Below are 21,140 nucleotides of genomic sequence, written 5' to 3'. Positions count from 1 at the left end.
CTGCGAAGTCCCCTCCATGACCTGGACCATCCTCGGCGCCGGCAGCCTCGGCTGTCTGTGGGCCGCCCGCCTGTTCCGCGCCGGCCTGCCGGTGCGCCTGCTGCTGCGCGACCGCCAGCGCCTCAATGCCTACCGCGCCCTGGGTGGCATCACCCTGGTGGAAGACGGCCGCGCGAGCCTCTACCCGATCCCGGCGGAAACCGCCGCCCAGGGCGCGCCGATCCAGCGCCTGCTGCTGGCCTGCAAGGCCTATGACGCCGAGTCCGCCGCCGCCAGCGTGGCTGCACGCCTCGCTCCGGGCGCCGAATTGATCCTGCTGCAGAACGGCCTGGGCAGCCAGCAGGCGGTCAGCGCCCACCTGCCGCGTGCCCGCTGCCTGTATGCCTCCAGCACTGAAGGCGCGTTCCGCGAGGCCGACTTCCGCGTGGTCTTCGCCGGCCAGGGCCAGACCTGGCTGGGCGACGAAGCCGGCGGGCCCGCGCCGGACTGGCTGGCCGACCTGCAGCGCGCGGAGATTCCCGTGCAGTGGAGCGAGGACATCCTCGAACGGCTGTGGCGCAAGCTGGCACTGAACTGCGCGATCAACCCGCTCACGGTGCTGCACCAGTGCCGCAACGGCGAGCTGGCCAGCCATCCGGCGGAAGTGGCCGGGCTGTGCGACGAACTCGGCCAGTTGCTCCACGCCACCGGCTACCCCGCCGCCGCCAGGGAGCTGCAGGGCGACGTGGAGCGGGTGATAGCGGCTACCGCGGCGAACTTCTCCTCCATGTACCAGGACGTCGCCCAGGGCCGGCGCAGCGAGATCGCCTACCTGCTCGGCCATGCCTGCCGCGAGGGCGAGCGCCTGCACCTGGGGCTGCCGCAGCTGCGTGCGCTGCACGAACGACTGCGCGCCTGCCTGGTGGCGCGCGGATTGCCCGACAACTGATGGCGGGCTACCCTGCCCGCCTCTTCCGTTTTTCTCCTTGACGCGCCCATGCCTTCACCCATGAACCTGCGCCAGCGCCTGGAAGACCTGCCGGTCGGCCAGAAAATCCTCGCCGCCCTGCTGGTGCTGCTGGCGACTGTGATGCTGGTGGCCAACCTTGCCTTCATCAGCGCGGCCTACTGGATCTCCCAGGACAGCGTCGCGCCCCAGGCCCTGCAGACCATCGGCCGACTGATCGCCAACCCGGCGCTAAGCGAACCGGCCCTGTCCTCGCCGACCCAGGCCCAGGTCCTGCTGCGCCAGCTGGACGATTACCAGCCGCTGCGCGCCGCCGCGCTCTACGACAGCAATGGCGAACGCATCGCCCAGACCCCGAGCAACGGCCCCATCGCCCTGCCCGAGCGCCTGGACCACCTGGAACGCTGGCGCCAGCACGAGTACCGCCTCAACGCCCTCTTCGAGCTGCCCCAGGCCGGTCGCAACAGCGGCTACCTGCTGCTGGTAGCCAGCAGCGAGCTGCCCGGCGCCTTCTACACCGGCACCCTCACCGCCAGCCTGGTGATCCTGGCCGTGTCGGTGCTGCTCTGGCTGCTCATCGCCCAGCAGATCCGCCGCCTGATCACCCGGCCGATCCGCAGCCTGGAAGAGCTGTCGCGCCAGGTCACCCGCGAAGAGAACTACGCCCTGCGCGCCGAACGCGGCAACGCCGACGAGATCGGTCGCCTGGCCGACGCCTTCAACACCATGCTGACCCGCATCGAAGCCCGCGAGCAGCAGCTCAAGCGCGCCCGCGACGATGCCCAGGAAGCCGTCGAGCAGGCCCAGTCGCTGGCCGAGGAAACCCGCCGCTCGAACCGCAAACTGGAGCTGGAAGTCCAGGTGCGCAGCAAGATCGAGAAGAAGCTCACCGGCTTCCAGCACTACCTCAACAGCATCATCGACTCCATGCCCTCGGCGCTGATCGCGGTGGACGAACAGCTCTACGTCACCCAGTGGAACCAGGAAGCCAGCCAGCTCTCCGGCACCAGCCTGGACGACGCGGTGAACCAGCCGGTGTTCCTCGCCTTCCCCTCGCTCAAGCCGTTCCTGCCGCAGCTCACCCGTGCCGCCGAGCAGCACAAGGTCGAGCGCGTCGAGCGGGTCACCTGGGCCCTCACCGACGCCCCGCGCCACTACGCCCTGACCTTCTACCCATTGATGGGCGGCACCGGCCGCGGCGCGGTGATCCGCATCGACGACATCACCGACCGCCTGGGCATGGAAGAGATGATGGTGCAGTCGGAGAAGATGCTCTCCGTCGGCGGTCTCGCCGCCGGCATGGCCCACGAGATCAACAACCCGCTGGGCGCCATCCTGCACAACGTGCAGAACATCCGCCGGCGCCTGTCGCAGGAACTGCCGAAGAACCTCGAGGTGGCCGGCGAAGTGGGCGTGCGCCTGGACGACCTGAACCACTACCTGGAAGCGCGGGAGATTCCCAAGCTGATGGACGGCATCCAGTACGCCGGCTCCCGCGCCGCCAAGATCGTCACCCACATGCTCTCCTTCAGCCGCCGCAGCCACCGGCAGATGGCCGCCTGCGAGCTGCCGGCATTGCTGGAACAGGCGGTGGAGATCGCCGGCAACGACTTCGACCTCACCGGCGGCTTCGACTTCAAGTCGCTGGAGATCGTCCACGAGTACGACCAGCGCCTGGGCCCGGTGCCGGTGATCGCCAACGAGATCGAACAGGTGCTGCTCAACCTGCTGAAGAACGGCGCCCAGGCCATCCACCTGCGCGACGACGAAGAGGAAGGCGAGTACGGCCGCATCACCCTGCGCACCCGGCTCAATCCGCCGTGGGCGGAAATCCAGGTGGAGGACAACGGCTGCGGCATGCCGGAGAACGTGCGCAAGCGCATCTTCGAACCCTTCTTCACCACCAAGGAAGTCGGCCAGGGCACCGGGCTGGGCCTGTCGGTCTCGTACTTCATCGTCACCAACAACCACAAGGGGCAGATGGAAGTGCAGTCCGAGTTGGGCATGGGCACCTGCTTCACCATCCGCCTGCCGCTGACCGCCGAGATTTCCCCGCCGCTGCCGCTATTGGCGCAGGGCGACAAGGAGCATTGAGCCATGGGCAATCGCCTGTCGAAGATCTACACCCGCACCGGCGACGCCGGGGAAACCGGCCTGGCCGACGGCCGCCGCGTGCCCAAGCACCACCCGCGGGTGGAAGCCATGGGCGCGGTGGACGAGCTGAACAGCCACCTCGGCCTGCTGCTGGCCGGGCTGAACGAGGCGCGCAGCAGTGCGCTGGAGGAAGTGATCGGCGTCCTGGCACCGATCCAGCATCGCCTGTTCGACCTCGGCGGTGAGCTGGCGATGCCGGAGTACCGTGCGCTGAACGACGCCGAAATCGAGCGGCTGGAAACGGTGATCGACCGCTGGAACGAGGAACTCGGGCCGCTGAAGAACTTCATCCTGCCCGGCGGCTCGCGCCTGGTGGCCCTCGCCCACCTGTGCCGCGCCCAGGCGCGCAACGCCGAACGCCGCTGCCAGCAGCTGAATGTCGAGGAACCGCTGGAAGGCGCAGGCCTGCGCTACCTCAATCGGCTATCCGACCTGCTGTTCGTTGCCGCCCGCTTCATCGCCCGCCGCCAGGGCGTGGAAGAGATTCTCTGGCAGGCTGCTGAAAAGCCGGCCTGACCCTTCCCACGGCCACTTGCGGCAATGACGACAACGGCCGGCGAGTTGGTAACTGCCGTAGGAGCGGACCTTGTCCGCGAAATCCAACGCGGCGGAAGACTTTCTGCCGGGTAGCGTCCCCGGCATCACGCCCACTCATGGCGCATAACGTTCGAGCACCGAGGCGGCGGCAGGACATCGCGGACAAGCTCCGCTCCTACGTGACGAGGTATGTCGGCGCCAACCTGTAGGAGCGAGCTTGCTCGCGAACAAGCCGGGCATCGGTGCCAAGCGGTTCGCGAGCAATAACGATGGCGTCCCCTCGCTCCTACAACAAGCCTTCAGTGCGGCGCTTGATCGGCCTTCGGCCAGAACGCACGAATCCCCGCCACGCCCTGGGCACCGGCCTGCCAGGCGCGCTCGATGTCCTGCGGACCGACGCCGCCGAGCAGGAACACCGGCTGGTTGAACCCATCGATCAGTTCGGCCGCCGCTTCCCAACCCAGTGCCGGCTCGCCCGGATGGCTCTCGGTGGGCTGCACCGGCGACAGGGTGACGAAATCAACACCCATGCGCACGGCCAGCTCCAGCTCCTCGGCACTGTGGCAGGAAGCCGCCAGCAGACGCTCGCGGGGGAACGGCCGGCCGTTGGGCGCGCACTTGCGCAACTGCTCGGAAGTCAGGTGCCAGCCGGCCGCCGGGAAGTCGCCCAGCCACTCCAGCGGGCCCTTGAGCATCAGCTGCGCCTTGCCGGCGCACAGGCCCTGCACGTCGACGGCGAGGTCGCGGTACTCAGGGCTGTACATGTTCGGCGCGCGCAGCTGGATCAGGCGGATGCCGCTGGCGACAGCAGCGCGCACGCCCTGCACCAGTTGCGGGATTTCCAGGCCGTCGGGAGTGATCAGGTAACGATCGGGCAGGCGCGCGGCCTGCACGATGGGCTCGTTGGCCGCAGGGAATTCGTAATCCACCAGGTCGCGCGGGGCGACCCAGGCCAGCGGCTGCCCCTCGGCGCCATGGGGCGCGCCGGAGAAGGCGGAGACTTCCCAGACGTCCAGCAGCACGTGCTTGTCGCTGTAGTCGTGCTGCACGCGGATCAGCGGGCGCGCCTGCTCGACGTCGATGCCCAGCTCTTCCTTCAGCTCGCGGGCCAGGGCGACCTGCACCGCTTCGCCCTCCTCCACCTTGCCACCGGGAAACTCCCAGAGTCCGCCCTGGTGCTTGTCGTCCGGACGGCGGGCGATCAGTACCCGGCCATCGAGTCCGCGAATCACGGCGGCGGCGACATGTACTCGTTTCACAGTGCTACTCCTCAATCCGATCCGGGCAGGGCCCGCGCAGAGGGGCATTCTACCGTCATTGGCGACCGGGATCAGGCGCGTTCGACCATCGCCGCGTCCAGCCAGGGACGGAACGCCGGCCAGGCGTAGATCGCATCCACGTAGTTCTGCGTCTCGATGGGCAGGGTCACGCAGTAGCTGCGCAGGCGCGTGGCAATGGGCGCGTAGAAGGCATCGGCGATGCTGGCGTGGCCGAACAGGAACGGGCCGTCCTGGCCGAACTGCTGGCGGCACAGCGCCCACAGCTCAACGACGCGGGCGATGTCCGCCTCCACTGCCTCGGGCACGTCCACCAGGGGCTGGTTGCGCTGGATATCCATGGGCATGTGCGAACGCAGCGCCATGAAGCCACTGTGCATCTCGGCGCAAACCGAACGGGCCAGGGCGCGCGCGGCTTCGCCACGGGGCCAGAGGTGGGCTTCGGGGAATCGCTCGGCGAGGTATTCGGCAATCGCCAGGGAGTCCCAGATCAGCCCGTGCTCGCACTTGAGCGCCGGCACCTTGCCGCTGGGCGAGTGTTCGCGGATACGCCGGGTGACGTCCTGACCGCCGAGGGGAATGAGGACTTCCTCGAACTCGGCGCCGGTGAGCTGCATGGCCAGCCAGCCGCGCAGGGACCAGGAGGAGAGATTCTTGCTGCCGATGATCAGGGTGAGGGACATGGACGCGATGCTCTTGAGGGTCGGTCAGAAGACCTTAGAGCGCGGCAGCCATGAAAACAAATTCCCGATTTTCATCTATCCATGAAAATCGGGAATCCGGCGTAAAGCTGCAAGCTGCAAGCTGCAAGCTGCAAGCTGCAAGCTGCAAGCCGGGAAGCTTTTGCTTATGGCTTGCAGCTTCAAGCTTGTCGCTGCCGTCAGGTGCGATATTCCGCGTTGATCTTCACGTACTCGTGGGACAGGTCGGTGGTCCAGATGGTCTCGCTGCAGGTGCCGCGGCCGAGATCGATGCGAATGGTGATCTCTTCCTGGGCCATGACCCTGGCGCCCTGGTCCTCGGTGTAACTGGTGGCGCGGCAACCACGGCTGGCGATGGCCACGTCGTCGAGGAACACGTCGATCAGGCTCACGTCCAGGTCCGCCACGCCGGCACGGCCGACGGCAGCGAGGATGCGGCCCCAGTTCGGGTCGGAGGCGAACAGCGCGGTCTTGATCAGCGGCGAGTGGGACACGGCGTAGCCGACGTCCAGGCACTCCTGGTGAGTCGCGCCGCCGTTCACCTGCACGGTGACGAACTTGGTGGCGCCTTCGCCATCACGGACGATGGCCTGGGCCAGTTCCATGGAGACTTCCAGCACCGCCTGCTTCAGCGCGGCGAACAGCGCACCAGTGGCCGCGGTGATTTCCGGCAGCGCAGCCTGGCCGGTGGCAACCAGCATGCAGCAGTCGTTGGTGGAGGTGTCGCCATCGATGGTGATGCGGTTGAACGACTTGTTCGAGGCATCACGCAGCAGGTCCTGCAGCACGGCCTGGGCCACCTTGGCGTCGGTGGCGATGTAGCCGAGCATGGTCGCCATGTTCGGCTTGATCATGCCGGCGCCCTTGCTGATGCCGGTGACGGTGATGGTCACGCCATCGTGCTGGAACTGGCGGCTGGCGCCCTTGGGCAGGGTGTCGGTGGTCATGATGCCGGTGGCGGCGTCGGCCCAGTTATCCACCGACAGGTTGGCCAGCGCGGCGGGCAGCGCGGCTTCGATCTTCTCGACCGGCAGCGGCTCGCCGATCACCCCGGTGGAGTAAGGCAGCACGGCGATTTCCGGCACGCCGGCCAGCTCGGCCAGCTTGGCGCAGGTACGGCTGGCATTGGCCAGACCCGGCTCGCCGGTACCGGCGTTGGCGTTGCCGGTGTTGGTCAGCAGGTAGCGCACCGGGCCCAGGAAGCGCTTGCGCGCGAGGATCACCGGAGCGGCACAGAAGGCGTTGGTGGTGAACACGCCGGCCACGGTGGAGCCTTCGGCGCAGCGCATCACCACGATGTCCTTGCGGCCGGGTCGCTTGATGCCGGCGGAGGCGATGCCGAGTTCGAAACCGGGGACCGGGTGCAGGGTGGACATGGGGCCGAGACCAACAGCCATGTGGCGCGCTCCTATCGAGTCAGAGAATCTCTAGTCAGAGAATCGAGTCGGTGAATCATCTGATCGGTGGATCAAATGAGCAAAACGCCGCGAGCGGCAGGGCCGGTCGCGGCGTTGGTATCAGGGTCGGGAGGGGTTATTCCACCTGACCGTGGCAGTGCTTGTACTTCTTGCCGGAACCGCACGGGCAGGGCTCATTGCGGCCGATCTTGGCGTCGTTGCGGACCGGTTCCATCGGCACCACGTTATCGGTGATATCCGCCAGCTCACCCTCTTCCGGCTCGCCGGTGACCTGGTCCATGGACGGCGCCTCGGCGTGCTGGAACTGCATGCGCTTGGCCATCTCCTCGGCTTCGCGGCGCAGACGGGCTTCTTCTTCGGCCGGGTCTTCGCGGCGCACCTGAACGAAGGACAGCACGCGGATGGTGTCGCGCTTGATGGAGTTGAGCAGTTCCTGGAACAGGTTGAAGGACTCGCGCTTGTATTCCTGCTTCGGGTTCTTCTGTGCGTAGCCACGCAGGTGGATACCGTGGCGCAGGTGATCCATGGTGGACAGGTGGTCCTTCCACAGATCGTCCAGCACGCGCAGCAGCATCTGCTTCTCGAAGGTGCGCAGGGCTTCGGCGCCGGCGAGGTCTTCCTTCTCGTTGTAGGCGGCCACCAGCTCGGCGAGGATCTTCTCGCGCAGGGTCTCTTCGTAGAGCTTGTCGTCTTCGTCCAGCCACTGCTGGATCGGCAGCTTCAGGCCGAAGTCGCTGTACAGCGAAGCTTCCAGGCCGGCGACATCCCACTGCTCGGGCAGCGACTGCGGCGGAATGTGGTTGTTGATGGTGTTGTTCAGCGTGTCTTCGCGGAACTCGACGATGGTTTCGCCGATGTTGTCCGCCGCGAGCAGGGTGTTGCGCATGTGGTAGATCACCTTGCGCTGCTCGTTGGCGACGTCGTCGAACTCCAGCAGTTGTTTACGGATGTCGAAGTTGCGGCCTTCGACCTTGCGTTGGGCCTTTTCGATGGCGTTGGTCACCATGCGGTGCTCGATCGCTTCGCCCGGCTGCATGCCGAGGGCCTTCATGAAGTTCTTCACCCGATCGGAGGCGAAGATGCGCATCAGGTGGTCTTCCAGCGACAGGTAGAAGCGGCTGGAGCCCGGGTCGCCCTGACGGCCGGCACGGCCGCGCAGCTGGTTGTCGATACGGCGGGATTCGTGGCGCTCGGACGCGATCACGTGCAGGCCACCCGATTCGATGACCTGCTGGTGACGCTTCTGCCAGTCGGCCTTGATCTGCGCGACCTGTTCGTCGGTGGCGTTCTCCAGCGCGGCGACTTCCACTTCCCAGTTGCCGCCCAGCAGGATGTCGGTACCCCGACCGGCCATATTGGTGGCGATGGTGACCGAGCCCGGACGACCGGCCTGGGCGATGATCTCGGCTTCCTTCTCGTGGTACTTCGCGTTCAGGACCTTGTGCTGGATACCGGCCTTTTCCAGGAGCTGCGAGACGTACTCGGAAGTCTCCACCGAAGCGGTACCCACGAGGATCGGACGGCCCAGCGCCTGGCACTGCTGCACGTCGGTGATGATGGCGGCGTACTTCTCGTCCTGGGTCAGGTAGACCAGGTCGTTGAAGTCTTTACGCGCAACCGGCCGGTGGGTCGGGATCACCACCACGTCCAGGCCGTAGGTCTGGCGGAATTCGAAGGCCTCGGTGTCGGCGGTGCCGGTCATGCCGGCCAGCTTGGTGTAGAGGCGGAAGTAGTTCTGGAAGGTGGTCGAGGCCAGGGTCTGGCTCTCGGCCTGGATCGGCAGGTTTTCCTTCGCCTCGATGGCCTGGTGCAGGCCCTCGGAGAGGCGGCGGCCCGGCATGGTACGGCCGGTGTGCTCGTCGATCAGCAGGACCTGGTCGCCCTGGACGATGTATTCCACGTTGCGGTGGAACAGGGTGTGGGCGCGCAGCGCGGCGTAGACGTGGGTCAGCAGGCTGAGGTTGTGCGCCGAGTAGAGGCTCTCGCCCTCGGCCAGCAGGCCGTTCTGGGTCAGCAGTTCCTCGACGTAGGCGTGGCCCTGTTCGTTGAGTTCGACCTGACGGGTCTTCTCGTCGATGCTGTAGTGGCCCTGCTGGGTCACCTGGCCTTCGACTTCCTCGACATGGCGCTTCAGGCGCGGGATCAGCTTGTTGATCTTGATGTACAGCTCGGAGCTGTCTTCGGCCTGGCCGGAGATGATCAGCGGAGTCCGCGCCTCGTCGATGAGGATGGAGTCCACTTCGTCGACCACGGCGAAGTTCAGTTCGCGCTGGAACTTGTCTTCCAGGCTGAACGCCATGTTGTCGCGCAGGTAGTCGAAACCGAATTCGTTGTTGGTGCCGTAGGTGATGTCGGAGGCGTAGGCAGCGCGCTTCTCTTCCGGCGGCTGGAACGGGCTGACGATGCCGACGGTGAGGCCGAGGAACTCGTACAGCGGACGCATCCAGTTGGCGTCGCGGCGGGCCAGGTAGTCGTTCACGGTGACCACGTGCACGCCTTTGCCGGACAGGGCGTTCAGGTAGACGGCCAGGGTACCCACCAGGGTCTTGCCCTCACCGGTACGCATCTCGGCGATCTTGCCTTCGTGCAGGGACATGCCGCCGATCAGCTGGACGTCGAAGTGACGCATGCCCATCACGCGCTTGCCGGCCTCGCGGGCCACGGCAAAAGCTTCCGGGAGGATCTGGTCGAGGGTTTCGCCCTTGGCGACGCGCGCCTTGAACTCTTCGGTCTTGGCCTTCAGTTGCTCATCGGAAAGCGGGACCATCTGGGGCTCGAGTGCATTGATGGCCTGGACCTGCTTGGCCATGCGCTTCACTTCGCGCTCGTTCTTGCTTCCAAAGAGTTTTTTCAACAAAGGCGCAAACATATCGACTGGGTCATCCGAACTGGAGAATTGGAGGGCTGCCCGACTGGCTGGCCGCGGCGCGGAACGGCAATGAAGCGGGCATTCTACCCGGAAACATCCGGGAGAAAAGTGCCGAAGTCATCCTTGGAAGCTTCGCATCCTGCGCGCTTTCCGGCAATGCATGGGGCGACAACTTTCGATCCGTGTGGGTGATATGGTGACGCAGGCGGGCAACTTCAAGGGCCACGATGGCCTATGGCCCGACCCGCATCTGTTACCATCTTTCCTTATTCATCCCCCGGTTCCTCACCATGGCCTTCCGCCCCCTGCCCGCCCAGGCGATGACCAAGCTGCTGCGCGAAGCCAAGCCGCTGCAGTCGCTGTTCGTCCAGGCCCAGCGTCTGTCGCGCCTGCAGGAACTGCTCGATGCGCAACTGCAGCCGGCTGCACGGCCGTTCTGCCGCGTCGCGTCCTGGCGCGAGGGCAGCCTGCTGCTGGTCGTCACCGACGGCCACTGGGCCACGCGCCTGCGCTACCAGCAGAACCGCCTGCTGCGGCAACTCGCCGCCCACGAGGAGTTCACCGGGCTGGTGCGCATCCTGTTCAAGGTGCAGCCGGTCACCCAGCCGGCAAGGCCGGTCAATACCAACCAGCTGACCGCCGCCGCTTCCGCCACCTTGCAGGAGGCCGCCGACGGCATCTGCAACAACCCGCAGCTCAAGGCCGCCCTCGAACGCCTCGCCAGCCGCAGCCGGAAACCGTCCGAAGAGTAATCCGCCAGGCACTAAACAGCCGGCATAAAAAAAGGCCACCCGAGGGTGGCCTTTGAAGTTATAGCTGAAAGGAGGAGGTTCCTTATACGGCCGCAGCGGGTCGCATATAGGAGATCGGCGCGGTCTTGGCGTCCTCGAAGGTCACTACTTCCCAAGCGTCCTTGTCTGCGATGAGGGTACGCAGGAGACGGTTGTTCAGGGCGTGACCGGACTTGTAGCCGATGAACTCGCCGATGAGGCTGTTACCCAGCAGGTACAGGTCACCAATGGCGTCCAGGATCTTGTGCTTGACGAACTCGTCCTCGTAACGAAGACCGTCTTCGTTGAGCACTCGATACTCGTCGACCACGATGGCGTTCTCCACGCTGCCACCAAGCGCCAGGTTCTGCGAACGCAGCATCTCGATGTCGCGCATGAACCCGAAGGTACGGGCGCGGCTGACTTCCTTGACGAAGGAAGTGCTGGAGAAATCCACCACGGCTTTCTGGGTGCGACCTCGGAAGACCGGGTGATCGAAATCGATCTCGAAGCTCACCTTGAAGCCGTCGAACGGAACGAAGGTGGCGCGCTTGTCGCCCTCTTCCACCGTCACTTCGCGCTTGATACGGATGAACTTCTTGGCCGCTTCCTGCTCTTGCAGGCCAGCGGACTGGATCAGGAATACAAAGGGACCTGCGCTGCCGTCCATGATCGGTACTTCCGACGCGGACAGCTCGACATAGGCGTTGTCGATACCCAGGCCGGCCATGGCCGAGAGCAGGTGCTCCACGGTATCCACCTTGATGTCACCCTTGATCAGGGTGGTCGACATGGTGGTTTCGCCGACGTTCGAGGCACGGGCGGGAATTTCCACCACGGGGTCGAGATCGGTCCGGCAGAACACGATGCCAGTATCGACGGGAGCCGGCTTCAGGGTCAGGTAAACCTTCTCCCCGGAGTGCAGGCCGACACCGGTCGCCCGGATGATGTTCTTCAAGGTGCGTTGTCTGATCATGGCTTTGGCCGCTTTCGCGCAAGTTGCGAACTGTTGTCAACAATGGGCGGCGATGATAGCAGAACCGCCCTTTGCTGAACACCAATCACATTGATACTCCTGATAAATCGACTCAATCGGCCTGGCGACGCAGGAAGGCCGGAATGTCCAGGTAGTCCAGATCGTCCTGCGGGTTCAGCTTGGCCGCGGTGGCTGCGCCGCCGTGGCTCTGGTTGCGCATGACGGTCGGACGGTCCAGGTCGCGGTAGTTCACCGACTGCTGCTCGCGCTGAACCGGAGCCTGGCTGCTGACGGCCTGGGTCTGAACGGTGTTGTCGACGACCTTGACCGGTTTTTCCAGGCGCGCGCCCAGACCGGTGGCGACCACGGTGACGTGCAGCTCGTCGCGCATGTCCGGATCGATCACGGTGCCCACCTTCACGGTGGCGTGCTCGGAAGCGAACTGCTCGATGATGTTGCCCACATCGGAGTACTCGCCCAGGGACAGGTCGGGACCGGCGGTGATGTTCACCAGGATGCCGCGGGCGCCCTGCAGGTTGACGTCTTCCAGCAGCGGGTTGCGGATCGCCGCCTCGGTCGCCTCGCGAGCACGGTTCGGACCGCTGGCGCAGCCGGTGCCCATCATCGCCATGCCCATTTCGCTCATGACGGTTTTCACGTCGGCGAAGTCGACGTTGATCATGCCCGGGCGCTTGATGATGTCGGAGATACCGCGAACGGCACCGGCCAGTACATCGTCAGCCTTGGCGAAGGCGGCCAGCAGGCTCGCGTCCTTGCCCAGGATGGTCAGCAGTTTTTCGTTCGGGATGGTGATCAGCGAGTCGACGCTTTCCGCCAGCGAGCGGATGCCCTCGTCGGCGATCTGCATGCGCTTGCGACCTTCGAACGGGAACGGACGGGTGACCACGGCCACGGTGAGGATGCCCATTTCCTTGGCAACCTCGGCAATGATCGGCGCAGCACCGGTACCGGTACCGCCACCCATGCCGGTGGTGATGAAGACCATGTCGGCGCCTTCCAGGACTTCGGCGATACGCTCGCGGTCCTCTATGGCGGCCTGGCGGCCTACTTCGGGGTTGGCGCCAGCGCCCAGGCCCTTGGTCACACCCGGGCCGAGCTGCAGCACGGTGCGCGCGGCGATGTTCTTCAGCGCCTGCGCATCGGTGTTGGCGCAAATGAATTCGACGCCATCAACGTTGTTCTTGGCCATGTGGTTCACGGCGTTGCCGCCGCCACCACCTACGCCGATCACCTTGATGACTGCTGTTTGCGGGACGTTATCTACCAGTTCAAACATTTCCCCTCTCCTTCCTTTCTAGTTGTGTTGCCTACGTTTACCGCGGTGGTAAATCAGAAATTGCCCTGGACCCAGCGTTTGAGCTTTTCCAGTACCGGTGTCTTGGGTTCGTCGCTGCTGAAGCTGCTGCCGGACAGGGAGATGCCGTCGGATTGCTTTTGCAGTCCGTACAGGAGCAGCCCCACACCGGTGGAATAGATCGGATTGCGCACGACGTCGGCCAGTCCCTTGACGCTGTGGGGTACGCCCAGGCGTACCGGCATGTGGAAGATCTCCTCGGCCAGCTCGACGGCGCCTTCCATCTTGGCGGTGCCGCCGGTCATGACGATCCCGGCTGGAATCAGGTCCTCGTAGCCACTGCGGCGCAGTTCGGCCTGAACCAGGGTGAACAGCTCGTCGTAACGAGGCTCGACCACTTCGGCAAGCGCCTGGCGCGACAGTTCCCGCGGCGGACGATCACCGACGCTGGGCACCTTGATGGTTTCGCCGGGGCCGGCCAGTTTGGCCAGTGCACAGGCGTAGCGAATCTTGATTTCCTCAGCGTACTGGGTCGGGGTACGCAGCGCCATGGCGATGTCGTTGGTGACCTGGTCGCCGGCGATCGGGATCACCGCCGTGTGGCGGATCGCGCCCTCGGTGAAGATGGCGATGTCGGTGGTGCCGCCGCCGATGTCCACCAGGCACACGCCCAGTTCCTTCTCATCCTCGGTGAGCACGGAATAGGCCGAAGCCAGCTGCTCGAGGATGATGTCGTCCACTTCCAGACCGCAGCGGCGCACGCACTTCTCGATGTTCTGCGCGGCGTTCACCGCGCAGGTCACCACGTGCACCTTGGCTTCCAGGCGCACGCCGGACATGCCCAGCGGCTCGCGCACGCCTTCCTGGTTGTCGATCACGTAGTCCTGGGCCAGGGTGTGCAGCACACGCTGGTCGGCCGGGATGGCCACGGCCTGGGCCGCGTCCAGTACGCGTTCGATGTCGGCGCCGCTGACTTCACGATCGCGGATCGCCACGATGCCGTGGGAATTCAGGCTGCGGATATGGTTGCCGGCAATCCCGACGAAGGCCGAGTGGATACGGCAGCCCGCCATCTGCTGGGCTTCATCGATGGCGCGCTGGATCGATTGCACTGTGGACTCGATGTTGACCACCACGCCCTTCTTCAGGCCGCGGGACGGATGCGTCCCGATACCGACGATTTCCAGCTTGCCATCGGCCGCCACTTCACCCACCAGCGCCACCACCTTGGAGGTGCCGATGTCGAGGCCGACGACCATTTTGCCGCTCTGCACGCTTGCCATGTTTATCGAAGTCTCCTCAACTCACTGCGCGGCGGTGGTCTGAGCCACCGTCGCTTCCGGCACCGGATCGCGCCAACCCACGGCCAGGCCGTTGGGGTAGCGCATGTCGATGCGGGCAATTTTCGTAATCTGTTCTTTCAGCGCCTTGTCGTAGATGGTCACGAACCGGCGAATCTGTTCCACCGCGTGATCGCGGCCCAGCATGATCTCCACACCCTGTGCGGTGCCCAGGGTCCAGGCGCCGCGCGAACTCATGTCCAGGCTGGCGATGGTGAAGCCCAGCGGGCGGAGCATCTGGCTGAGAATCTGGTACTGCTGCATCACTTGCTGCTGAGCACGCTGCGGGCCGGACAGGCGCGGCAGGTGCTCGTAGTTGGCCACTTCACGCGGGGCGAAAGCCTGACCCTGGTTGTTCAGCAGGGCTTCGTCACCCCATCGGGCGATGGGCAATTGCTCGTCCAGGCGGACCACCACCTGGTCGGGCCAGACGCGGCGCACCTCGGCATGGGCGATCCAGGGCATCTGCTCCAGCTCCTGACGCATGCCGGCCAGGTCGATGGTGAAGAAGCTGGCCGACACGTAGGGGCTGATCCGCTGCTGCACGGCCGCCTGGCTGATGTAGCTCAGGTCGCCTTCCACGCTGACCTTGGCAATCGGCCGGTCCGCGTAGGGCAGCACATACTGCGCGCCGTAGTAAGCGCCACCGCCGAGCACACCCAGCACCAGAGGCCACAGCAGCACCTTCAGGAAGCCGAAGCTGGGCTTGGGCATGCGGGCGCTGAGCGGCTCCTTGGCCACCAGACGGCTGGCGCCGCGCGGCACCGGCTTGCGTGCAGGGGCACGGCCGATTCCGGGATTCTGGTGACGAAGCTGCGCGCCGTTCATGACTTACCCCCTTGCCTCGACGCTGTCGGCGAGGATCGCCAGCACCAGCTGCTGGAAGTCCAGGCCGGCCGCGCGCGCGGCCATGGGCACCAGGCTGTGGTCGGTCATGCCCGGTGCGGTGTTCACTTCCAACAGCCAGAAGCGCCCTTGGGCGTCCTGCATCACGTCGGTCCGACCCCAGCCCTGGATGCCGAGGGCATCGCAGGCGCGCGCGGTCAGGTCCTTGAGTTCCTGCTCCTTGTCGGCATCGAGGCCGCAGGGAATCTGGTACTGGGTATCGTTGGCCAGGTACTTGGCGTCGTAGTCGTAGAAGGTGTGCGGAGTGCCCAGTCGAATGGGCGGCAGCACCTGGCCACGGAGGATCGCCACGGTGTATTCGGGGCCGCTGATCCACTGCTCGACCAGCACCTGCGGATCGTATTTCGCGGCATCGGCCCAGGCAGCGATCAGTTCCTGCTCGCTGTTCACCTTGGCCATGCCGATGCTCGAACCCTCGTTGGCCGGCTTGACGATCAGCGGGAAACCGAGCTTCGCCGCAGCAGCGCGGCAATCGTCCTCGCTGGCCAGCACGGCGTGGTCGGGCGTCGGCAGGCCCAGGCTCAGCCACACGCGCTTGGTGCGCAGCTTGTCCATGGCCAGAGCGGAAGCCAGCACGCCGCTGCCGGTGTAGGGAATACCGGCGATCTCCAGCAGGCCCTGCATGGTGCCGTCTTCCCCGCCACGGCCGTGGAGGATGATGAAGGCGCGGTCGATCTTCTCGCGGGTCAGACGCTCCAGCAGGTCGTCGCCCACGTCGATGCCGAAAGCGTCGACGCCTGCACCCTGCAGAGCCTGCAGGACCATGGCGCCGGACTTCAGCGACACCTCGCGCTCGGCGCTCTTGCCACCATACAGCACGGCGACGCGACCGAAGGCGCGGGGCTCGAGGGCGGATTTGAGGGCGTCACTCATTGCTTCTTCCCCTCGACGCCCGCAGCGGCGGCGCCGAACATCGGATTCTTGATCAGTGCCGGAGCCAGCCCGCCGATATCACCGGCGCCCTGGCAGAGCAGGATGTCGCCCGGACGCAGCAGCGGCTTGAGCAGCGAGGCGAGGTCGCCGCCACGCTCCAGGTAGATCGGGTCGAGCTGGCCGCGCTGGCGGATGCTGTGGCACAGGTGACGGCTGTCGGCGCCGGGAATCGGCTCTTCGCCAGCCGGGTAGACCTCCATCAGCATCAGCACGTTGGCCTCGCCCAGTACCTGCACGAAGTCGTCGTACAGATCGCGGGTACGGCTGAAGCGGTGCGGCTGGTAGACCATCACCAGACGGCGCTCCGGCCAGCCGCCGCGCACGGCCTTGATCACCGCCGCGACTTCGCGCGGGTGGTGGCCGTAGTCGTCGACCAGCATCACGCTGCCGCCCTGCACCTGCAGGTCGCCATAGACCTGGAAGCGCCGGCCGACGCCCTGGAAGCCGGACAGGCCCTGGACGATGGCTTCGTCGGAGATGCCTTCATCGGTGGCGATGACGATGGTCGCCAGGGAGTTCAGCACGTTGTGCAGGCCGGGCATGTTCACCGAGACGTCCAGCGGCTCGCGCTCGGGGCGCAGCACGGTGAAGTAGGTGCGCATGCCTTCCTGGCGGATGTTGATGGCGCGGACGTCGGCGTCCTCGCTCAGGCCGTAGGTCACGGTCGGACGGGCGACCTGCGGCAGGATCTCACGCACTACCGGGTCGTCCACGCAGACCACCGCCAGGCCGTAGAACGGCAGGTTGTGCAGGAAGTCGACGAAGGTGCGCTTCAGTTTGTTGAAGTCGCCGCCATAGGTGCTCATGTGGTCGGCGTCGATGTTGGTGACCACCGAGACCATAGGCTGCAGGTGCAGGAAGCTGGCGTCGCTCTCGTCGGCCTCGGCCACCAGGTAACGGCTGGTGCCCAGCTGCGCGTTGGTACCGGCAGCGTTCAGGCGGCCGCCGATGACGAAGGTCGGGTCCAGGCCGCCGGCGGCGAACACCGAGGCGATCAGGCTGGTGGTGGTGGTCTTGCCGTGGGTACCGGCGACGGCGATGCCGTGGCGATAGCGCATCAGCTCGGCAAGCATCTCGGCGCGCGGTACCACCGGCACGCGGCGATCCAGCGCGGCGGCGACTTCCGGGTTGGACTTGTTCACCGCGCTGGACACCACCAGCACATCGGCGCCGTCGGAGTTCTCCGCGCGATGGCCGATGAAGATTTCTGCGCCGAACTTCTGCAGGCGCTCGGTGACCGGCGACGCCTTGAGGTCGGAGCCGGAGACTTCGTAGCCGAGGTTGAGCAGCACTTCCGCGATACCGCACATGCCCACGCCACCGATGCCGACGAAGTGGATGCGGCGGATGCGCCGCATGGTGCGGGTGACGCCAGTGGGTTCCTTAACCACGGGCCACCTCCAGGCAGGCATCGACTACCGTACGGGTAGCCTCGGGCTTGGCCAGGCTGCGAGCGCGAGCGGCCATGCGGGTCAGGGAATCGGGATGCATCAATACCTCGGACAACTGCGCGGCCAGTTCGGCGGCGCTGGTAGATTTCTGTGGCAGCAGGAGGGCCGCGCCCTCGCGCACCAGGAATTCGGCGTTCTTGGTCTGGTGGTCGTCGATCGCGTGGGGCAGCGGCACCAGGAAGGACGCAAGGCCAGCGGCGGTCAGCTCGCTGACGGTCAGCGCGCCAGCGCGGCAGATCACCAGATCGGCCCAGGCGTAGGCCGCGGCCATGTCGGCGATGAACGTAGCTACGTCCGCTTCGACACCGGCGGTGCGATAACGCTCCGCGGTAATTTCGTCATGCTGACGGCCGGCCTGATGGCGAATGGCCGGACGGATTTCCGCAGGCACCTGTGCCAGCGCTTCGGGCAGCAGCTTGTTCAGCGGCTCGGCGCCCAGGCTGCCGCCCAGCACCAGCAGGTTGACCCGGCGACCGGCCAGCGGCGCGCGGGCGCCCTCTTCCAGGAACAGCTCGACGCGCACCGGGTTGCCGGTGGTCAGGCGCTTGGCGCTGCTGTCGAAGGTGTCCGGGAAGGCTTCGCAGACCCGTTTGGCCAGCGGCGCTAGGCTGCGGTTGGCGGTGCCGGCGACGGCGTTCTGTTCGTGGATCACCAGCGGCACGCCGGACAGCTTGGCCGCCAGGCCGCCTGGGCCGGTGACATAGCCACCCAGACCAAGCACGCACACCGGCTTGAGCTGGCGTACCACGCCCAGCGCCTGGAACAGCGACTTGAGCAGATCGAACGGCGCGCGCAGCAGGGACTTGAGGCCCTTGCCGCGCAGGCCGCTGACGTTGATCAGGTGCAGCGGCAGGCCGGCCTTGGGCACCAGGTCGTTCTCGATGCCGCGCGGCGTGCCCAGCCAGTGCACGCTGTAACCGCGCGCCTGGAACTCACGGGCGCAGGCCAGGGCCGGGAACACGTGTCCGCCGGTGCCGCCAGCCATGATCAGGACGTTACCTTTCATCGGCAAAGTCCTCTTCGCTGAATTCATATTCCTCGCTGCCCATCACGGTGCGGCGTTCCCATTCGATGCGCAGCAGCATTCCCAGCTGGGCACAGCAGATCACCAGAGAGCTGCCGCCGTAGCTGAGGAATGGCAGGGTCAGGCCCTTGGTCGGCAGCAGGCCGACGTTCACGCCGACGTTGATCAGGAACTGGCCGATCCACAGGAAGGCCAAGCCGTAGGCAACGTAGGCGGAGAAGTACTGTTTCGACTGCTCGGCCCAGATGCCGATGTACAGCGCGCGCAGGCTGACGAAGACGAACAGCGCGACAGTGGCCATGGCACCAACGATGCCCAGTTCTTCGGCGAGCACGGCGAACACGAAGTCGGTGTGCGCTTCGGGCAGGTAGAACTGCTTCTGGATGCTGTTGCCCAGGCCCATGCCGGTCCAGCCGCCACGGCCGAAGGCGATCAGCGCCTGGCTGAGCTGGTAGCCCGCGCCGAACTGGTCGGCCCAGGGGTCGGTGAAGTTGGTCAGGCGCGCCATCCGGTAAGGCTGGGTCTGGATCAGCAGAACCACAGCGCCCACCGCCAGAGCGACCATCAGGCCGAAGCGGAACAGGCCCACGCCGCCGAGGAACAGCATTGCCGCAGCCGCGCCCATCATCACCACGGTGGCGCCGAAGTCGGGCTCGCGCAGCAGCAGGCCGGCCATGGGCAGCAGCACCACGAACGGCTTGAAGAAGCCCAGCCAGCTCTCGCGCACTTCTTCCTGGCGACGCACCAGATAGCCGGCCATGAAGATCACCACGAAGACCTTGGCGATCTCCGAGGGCTGGATGTTGAACAGGCCGAAGCCGATCCAGCGCATGGAACCGTTCACCTCGCGGCCGATGCCGGGGGTGATCACCATCACCAGCAGCAGGAAGGCCACGGCGAGCAATTTCCAGCCCCAGCGCTGCCAGGTTTCCATCGGCACCATCATGGTCACGCCGCAGGCGACGAAGCCGATGGCGAGGTAGATCAGGTGACGGACCGAGAAGTACAGCGGGTTGCCGGACTGCGCCGCAGCGACTTCGGAGGAAGCCGAAGTGACCATCACCAGGCCGAGGCCGAGCAGCGCCAGACAACCCGCGAGCAGCGGGAAGTCGATGTCGATGCCGTTGCGGCTGATCAGCGGGGACGGATAGGGGCGCAGGAAGGAGAACATCAGGCGAGCTCCTCCACGGCCTTGGCGAACAGGCGTCCGCGTTCTTCGTAGTTCTTGAACATGTCCAGGCTCGCGCAGGCCGGCGACAGCAGCACGGCGTCACCCGGCAGGGCCAGGTCGGCAGCGTGCTCGACGGCCTCTTCGAGGGTATTCACGCGGACCTTGGGAACGGCGTTGCCGATGGCAGCACTGACCAGCTCGGCATCGCGCCCCAGCAGCACCACGGCGCGGCAATACCGGGCGACCGGCTCGCGCAGGTCGTGGAAATCAGCACCCTTGCCGTCGCCACCGGCGATCAGCACCAGCTTGCCGTCGATATCGGCGCCCAGGCCTTCGATGGCCGCCAGGGCGGCGCCGACGTTGGTGGCCTTGGAGTCGTCGTAGTAGTTCACGCCGTTACGCTCGCGTACCCACTGGCAGCGGTGGGCGAGACCGGCGAACTCGCGCAGGGTCTGCAGCATCGGCTCGAACGGCAGGCCCACGGCATGCCCCAGCGCCAGCGCCGCCAGGGCGTTGGACTGGTTGTGCGCGCCACGGATCTTCAGCTCGCGGGCCGGCATCAGCGACTCGAACTGGAAGGCCAGCCACTTCTCCCCGTCTTCCTCGATCAGGCCGAAGCCCTTGAAGTCCGGCTTGTTGGTGCCGAAGGTCCAGCACGGCACGGTGTCGGCGATCAGCGGGCGGCTCAGGGCATCGGCGCGGTTCACCACGACCTGCTTGGCGCCGCGGAAGATGCGGTGCTTGGCCAGGTGGTAGTCGGCCATGCCGTCGTAGCGGTCCATGTGGTCTTCGCTGACGTTCAGGCAGGTGGCGACTTCGGCGTTCAGGCGCTCGCAGGTTTCCAGTTGGAAGCTGGACAGTTCCACCACGTAAAGCTCGACGTCATCGGCCAGCAGGTCCAGGGCCGGGGTGCCGAGGTTGCCGCCGACGGCGACGCGCTTGCCAGCTGCCTTGGCCATGTCGCCCACCAGGGTGGTGACGGTGCTCTTGGCGTTGGAACCGGTGATGGCGACGATGGGTGCCTTCGCGTGACGCGCGAACAGGTCGACGTCGCCGGACAGGCGTACGCCACGGGCAGCAGCCTCGATCAGCGCCGGCACGCGCAGCGACAGGCCCGGGCTCACGTAGAGCTCCTGGGCGCGGCAGAGGAAATCGGCATCGAGGTCGCCGCAGCGCACCTCAACCTGCGGATACTGCTCGCGCAGGGTTGCCAGCTCCGGCGGATTCGCGCGCGTATCGGCCACGGCAAAGGGCACGCCCTGGCGCGCCAGGTAGCGCACCAGGGACATGCCGCTCTTGCCGAGGCCGACAACGATGCGGAATTGGTCGGAAGCGATCAGGCTCATGCTCGA

17 protein-coding genes are annotated in these 21,140 nt (G+C 66.0%); 4 read left to right on the top strand and 13 right to left on the bottom strand.

Annotated elements, in window-relative coordinates:
* The first annotated feature begins 16 nt into the window (after positions 1–16).
* The 3 genes from HNP46_RS12030 to HNP46_RS12020 are packed head-to-tail and all read left to right on the top strand — an operon-like array spanning position 17 to position 3,616.
* Entirely contained in the window at positions 17–928 is a 912-nt protein-coding gene (locus HNP46_RS12030; protein WP_184589121.1) for a putative 2-dehydropantoate 2-reductase, read from the top strand.
* A gap of 60 nt (positions 929–988) precedes the next feature.
* Positions 989–3,040 carry a sensor histidine kinase gene (locus tag HNP46_RS12025; protein ID WP_184589174.1) on the top strand — a complete coding sequence of 684 codons (2,052 nt, stop codon included), beginning with the start codon at positions 989–991 and terminating at the stop codon, positions 3,038–3,040.
* A gap of 3 nt (positions 3,041–3,043) precedes the next feature.
* Entirely contained in the window at positions 3,044–3,616 is a 573-nt protein-coding gene (locus HNP46_RS12020) for a cob(I)yrinic acid a,c-diamide adenosyltransferase (RefSeq protein WP_184589119.1), read from the top strand.
* Between the two features lie 320 nt (positions 3,617–3,936).
* On the opposite strand, the gene HNP46_RS12015 is transcribed toward HNP46_RS12020, so the two are convergent.
* The 4 genes from HNP46_RS12015 to secA all read right to left on the bottom strand — a co-directional run bounded on the left by HNP46_RS12015 (position 3,937) and on the right by secA (position 9,902).
* A complete protein-coding gene (locus HNP46_RS12015) occupies positions 3,937–4,896 on the bottom strand; it encodes a Nudix family hydrolase (RefSeq protein WP_184589116.1) in 960 nt (319 codons plus the stop codon).
* A gap of 71 nt (positions 4,897–4,967) precedes the next feature.
* The gene (locus HNP46_RS12010; RefSeq protein ID WP_184589114.1) at positions 4,968–5,597 is read right to left on the bottom strand and encodes a glutathione S-transferase family protein; all 630 of its coding nucleotides are present in this window, start codon (positions 5,595–5,597) and stop codon (positions 4,968–4,970) included.
* Between the two features lie 197 nt (positions 5,598–5,794).
* On the bottom strand, positions 5,795–7,012 hold the full coding sequence (gene argJ / locus HNP46_RS12005) for a bifunctional glutamate N-acetyltransferase/amino-acid acetyltransferase ArgJ (RefSeq protein WP_184589112.1): 1,218 nt from the start codon (positions 7,010–7,012) through the stop codon (positions 5,795–5,797).
* A gap of 136 nt (positions 7,013–7,148) precedes the next feature.
* Positions 7,149–9,902, bottom strand: a complete 2,754-nt coding sequence (secA, locus tag HNP46_RS12000) for a preprotein translocase subunit SecA (RefSeq protein ID WP_184589110.1) — start codon at positions 9,900–9,902, stop codon at positions 7,149–7,151.
* Positions 9,903–10,192: 290 nt separating this feature from the next.
* On the opposite strand from secA, the gene HNP46_RS11995 reads away from it, so the two are divergent.
* A complete protein-coding gene (locus tag HNP46_RS11995) occupies positions 10,193–10,654 on the top strand; it encodes a DUF721 domain-containing protein (RefSeq protein WP_184589108.1) in 462 nt (153 codons plus the stop codon).
* 82 nt (positions 10,655–10,736) lie between these two features.
* Here the strand turns inward: HNP46_RS11995 and lpxC are convergent, their stop codons facing one another.
* The 9 genes from lpxC to murD form a co-directional block, all read right to left on the bottom strand.
* Entirely contained in the window at positions 10,737–11,648 is a 912-nt protein-coding gene (gene lpxC, locus HNP46_RS11990) for a UDP-3-O-acyl-N-acetylglucosamine deacetylase (RefSeq protein WP_184589107.1), read from the bottom strand.
* 112 nt (positions 11,649–11,760) lie between these two features.
* Positions 11,761–12,945, bottom strand: coding sequence for a cell division protein FtsZ (gene ftsZ, locus HNP46_RS11985; protein ID WP_184589105.1), 1,185 nt, complete (start codon positions 12,943–12,945; stop codon positions 11,761–11,763).
* Positions 12,946–12,998: 53 nt separating this feature from the next.
* Positions 12,999–14,246: a cell division protein FtsA gene (ftsA, locus tag HNP46_RS11980; RefSeq protein ID WP_184589103.1), complete on the bottom strand. Its 1,248-nt coding sequence runs from the start codon at positions 14,244–14,246 to the stop codon at positions 12,999–13,001.
* Positions 14,247–14,267: 21 nt separating this feature from the next.
* Positions 14,268–15,131: a cell division protein FtsQ/DivIB gene (locus HNP46_RS11975; protein ID WP_184589101.1), complete on the bottom strand. Its 864-nt coding sequence runs from the start codon at positions 15,129–15,131 to the stop codon at positions 14,268–14,270.
* 3 nt (positions 15,132–15,134) lie between these two features.
* Positions 15,135–16,082 carry a D-alanine--D-alanine ligase gene (locus HNP46_RS11970; protein ID WP_184589099.1) on the bottom strand — a complete coding sequence of 316 codons (948 nt, stop codon included), beginning with the start codon at positions 16,080–16,082 and terminating at the stop codon, positions 15,135–15,137.
* Positions 16,079–17,533 (bottom strand): UDP-N-acetylmuramate--L-alanine ligase, encoded by a 1,455-nt coding sequence (gene murC, locus HNP46_RS11965; RefSeq protein ID WP_184589097.1) that lies wholly within the window; start codon positions 17,531–17,533, stop codon positions 16,079–16,081. The genes HNP46_RS11970 and murC overlap by 4 nt, the downstream gene beginning before the upstream one ends.
* Positions 17,526–18,599, bottom strand: coding sequence for an undecaprenyldiphospho-muramoylpentapeptide beta-N-acetylglucosaminyltransferase (gene murG / locus HNP46_RS11960; protein ID WP_184589096.1), 1,074 nt, complete (start codon positions 18,597–18,599; stop codon positions 17,526–17,528). Before murG ends, murC begins: the two co-directional genes overlap by 8 nt.
* Positions 18,589–19,788: a putative lipid II flippase FtsW gene (ftsW, locus tag HNP46_RS11955; protein ID WP_045209625.1), complete on the bottom strand. Its 1,200-nt coding sequence runs from the start codon at positions 19,786–19,788 to the stop codon at positions 18,589–18,591. Before ftsW ends, murG begins: the two co-directional genes overlap by 11 nt.
* Positions 19,788–21,134, bottom strand: a complete 1,347-nt coding sequence (gene murD / locus HNP46_RS11950; protein ID WP_184589094.1) for a UDP-N-acetylmuramoyl-L-alanine--D-glutamate ligase — start codon at positions 21,132–21,134, stop codon at positions 19,788–19,790. The genes ftsW and murD overlap by 1 nt, the downstream gene beginning before the upstream one ends.
* Positions 21,135–21,140 lie beyond the last annotated feature (6 nt).

Source organism: Pseudomonas nitroreducens (genome assembly GCF_014204515.1).
GTDB classification, from domain to species: Bacteria; Pseudomonadota; Gammaproteobacteria; order Pseudomonadales; family Pseudomonadaceae; genus Pseudomonas; species Pseudomonas nitritireducens_A.
This window is presented reverse-complemented; position numbering and strand designations above follow the sequence as displayed.

Coding starts and splice junctions, on each gene's coding strand:
- HNP46_RS12030 (WP_184589121.1), top strand. CDS start 17: ATGACCTGGACCATCCTCGGCGCCGGCAGCCTCGGCTGTCTGTGGGCC.
- HNP46_RS12025 (WP_184589174.1), top strand. CDS start 989: ATGAACCTGCGCCAGCGCCTGGAAGACCTGCCGGTCGGCCAGAAAATC.
- HNP46_RS12020 (WP_184589119.1), top strand. CDS start 3,044: ATGGGCAATCGCCTGTCGAAGATCTACACCCGCACCGGCGACGCCGGG.
- HNP46_RS12010 (WP_184589114.1), bottom strand. CDS start 5,597: ATGTCCCTCACCCTGATCATCGGCAGCAAGAATCTCTCCTCCTGGTCC.
- argJ (WP_184589112.1), bottom strand. CDS start 7,012: ATGGCTGTTGGTCTCGGCCCCATGTCCACCCTGCACCCGGTCCCCGGT.
- secA (WP_184589110.1), bottom strand. CDS start 9,902: ATGTTTGCGCCTTTGTTGAAAAAACTCTTTGGAAGCAAGAACGAGCGC.
- HNP46_RS11995 (WP_184589108.1), top strand. CDS start 10,193: ATGGCCTTCCGCCCCCTGCCCGCCCAGGCGATGACCAAGCTGCTGCGC.
- lpxC (WP_184589107.1), bottom strand. CDS start 11,648: ATGATCAGACAACGCACCTTGAAGAACATCATCCGGGCGACCGGTGTC.
- ftsZ (WP_184589105.1), bottom strand. CDS start 12,945: ATGTTTGAACTGGTAGATAACGTCCCGCAAACAGCAGTCATCAAGGTG.
- ftsA (WP_184589103.1), bottom strand. CDS start 14,246: ATGGCAAGCGTGCAGAGCGGCAAAATGGTCGTCGGCCTCGACATCGGC.
- HNP46_RS11975 (WP_184589101.1), bottom strand. CDS start 15,131: ATGAACGGCGCGCAGCTTCGTCACCAGAATCCCGGAATCGGCCGTGCC.
- HNP46_RS11970 (WP_184589099.1), bottom strand. CDS start 16,082: ATGAGTGACGCCCTCAAATCCGCCCTCGAGCCCCGCGCCTTCGGTCGC.
- murG (WP_184589096.1), bottom strand. CDS start 18,599: ATGAAAGGTAACGTCCTGATCATGGCTGGCGGCACCGGCGGACACGTG.
- ftsW (WP_045209625.1), bottom strand. CDS start 19,788: ATGTTCTCCTTCCTGCGCCCCTATCCGTCCCCGCTGATCAGCCGCAAC.
- murD (WP_184589094.1), bottom strand. CDS start 21,134: ATGAGCCTGATCGCTTCCGACCAATTCCGCATCGTTGTCGGCCTCGGC.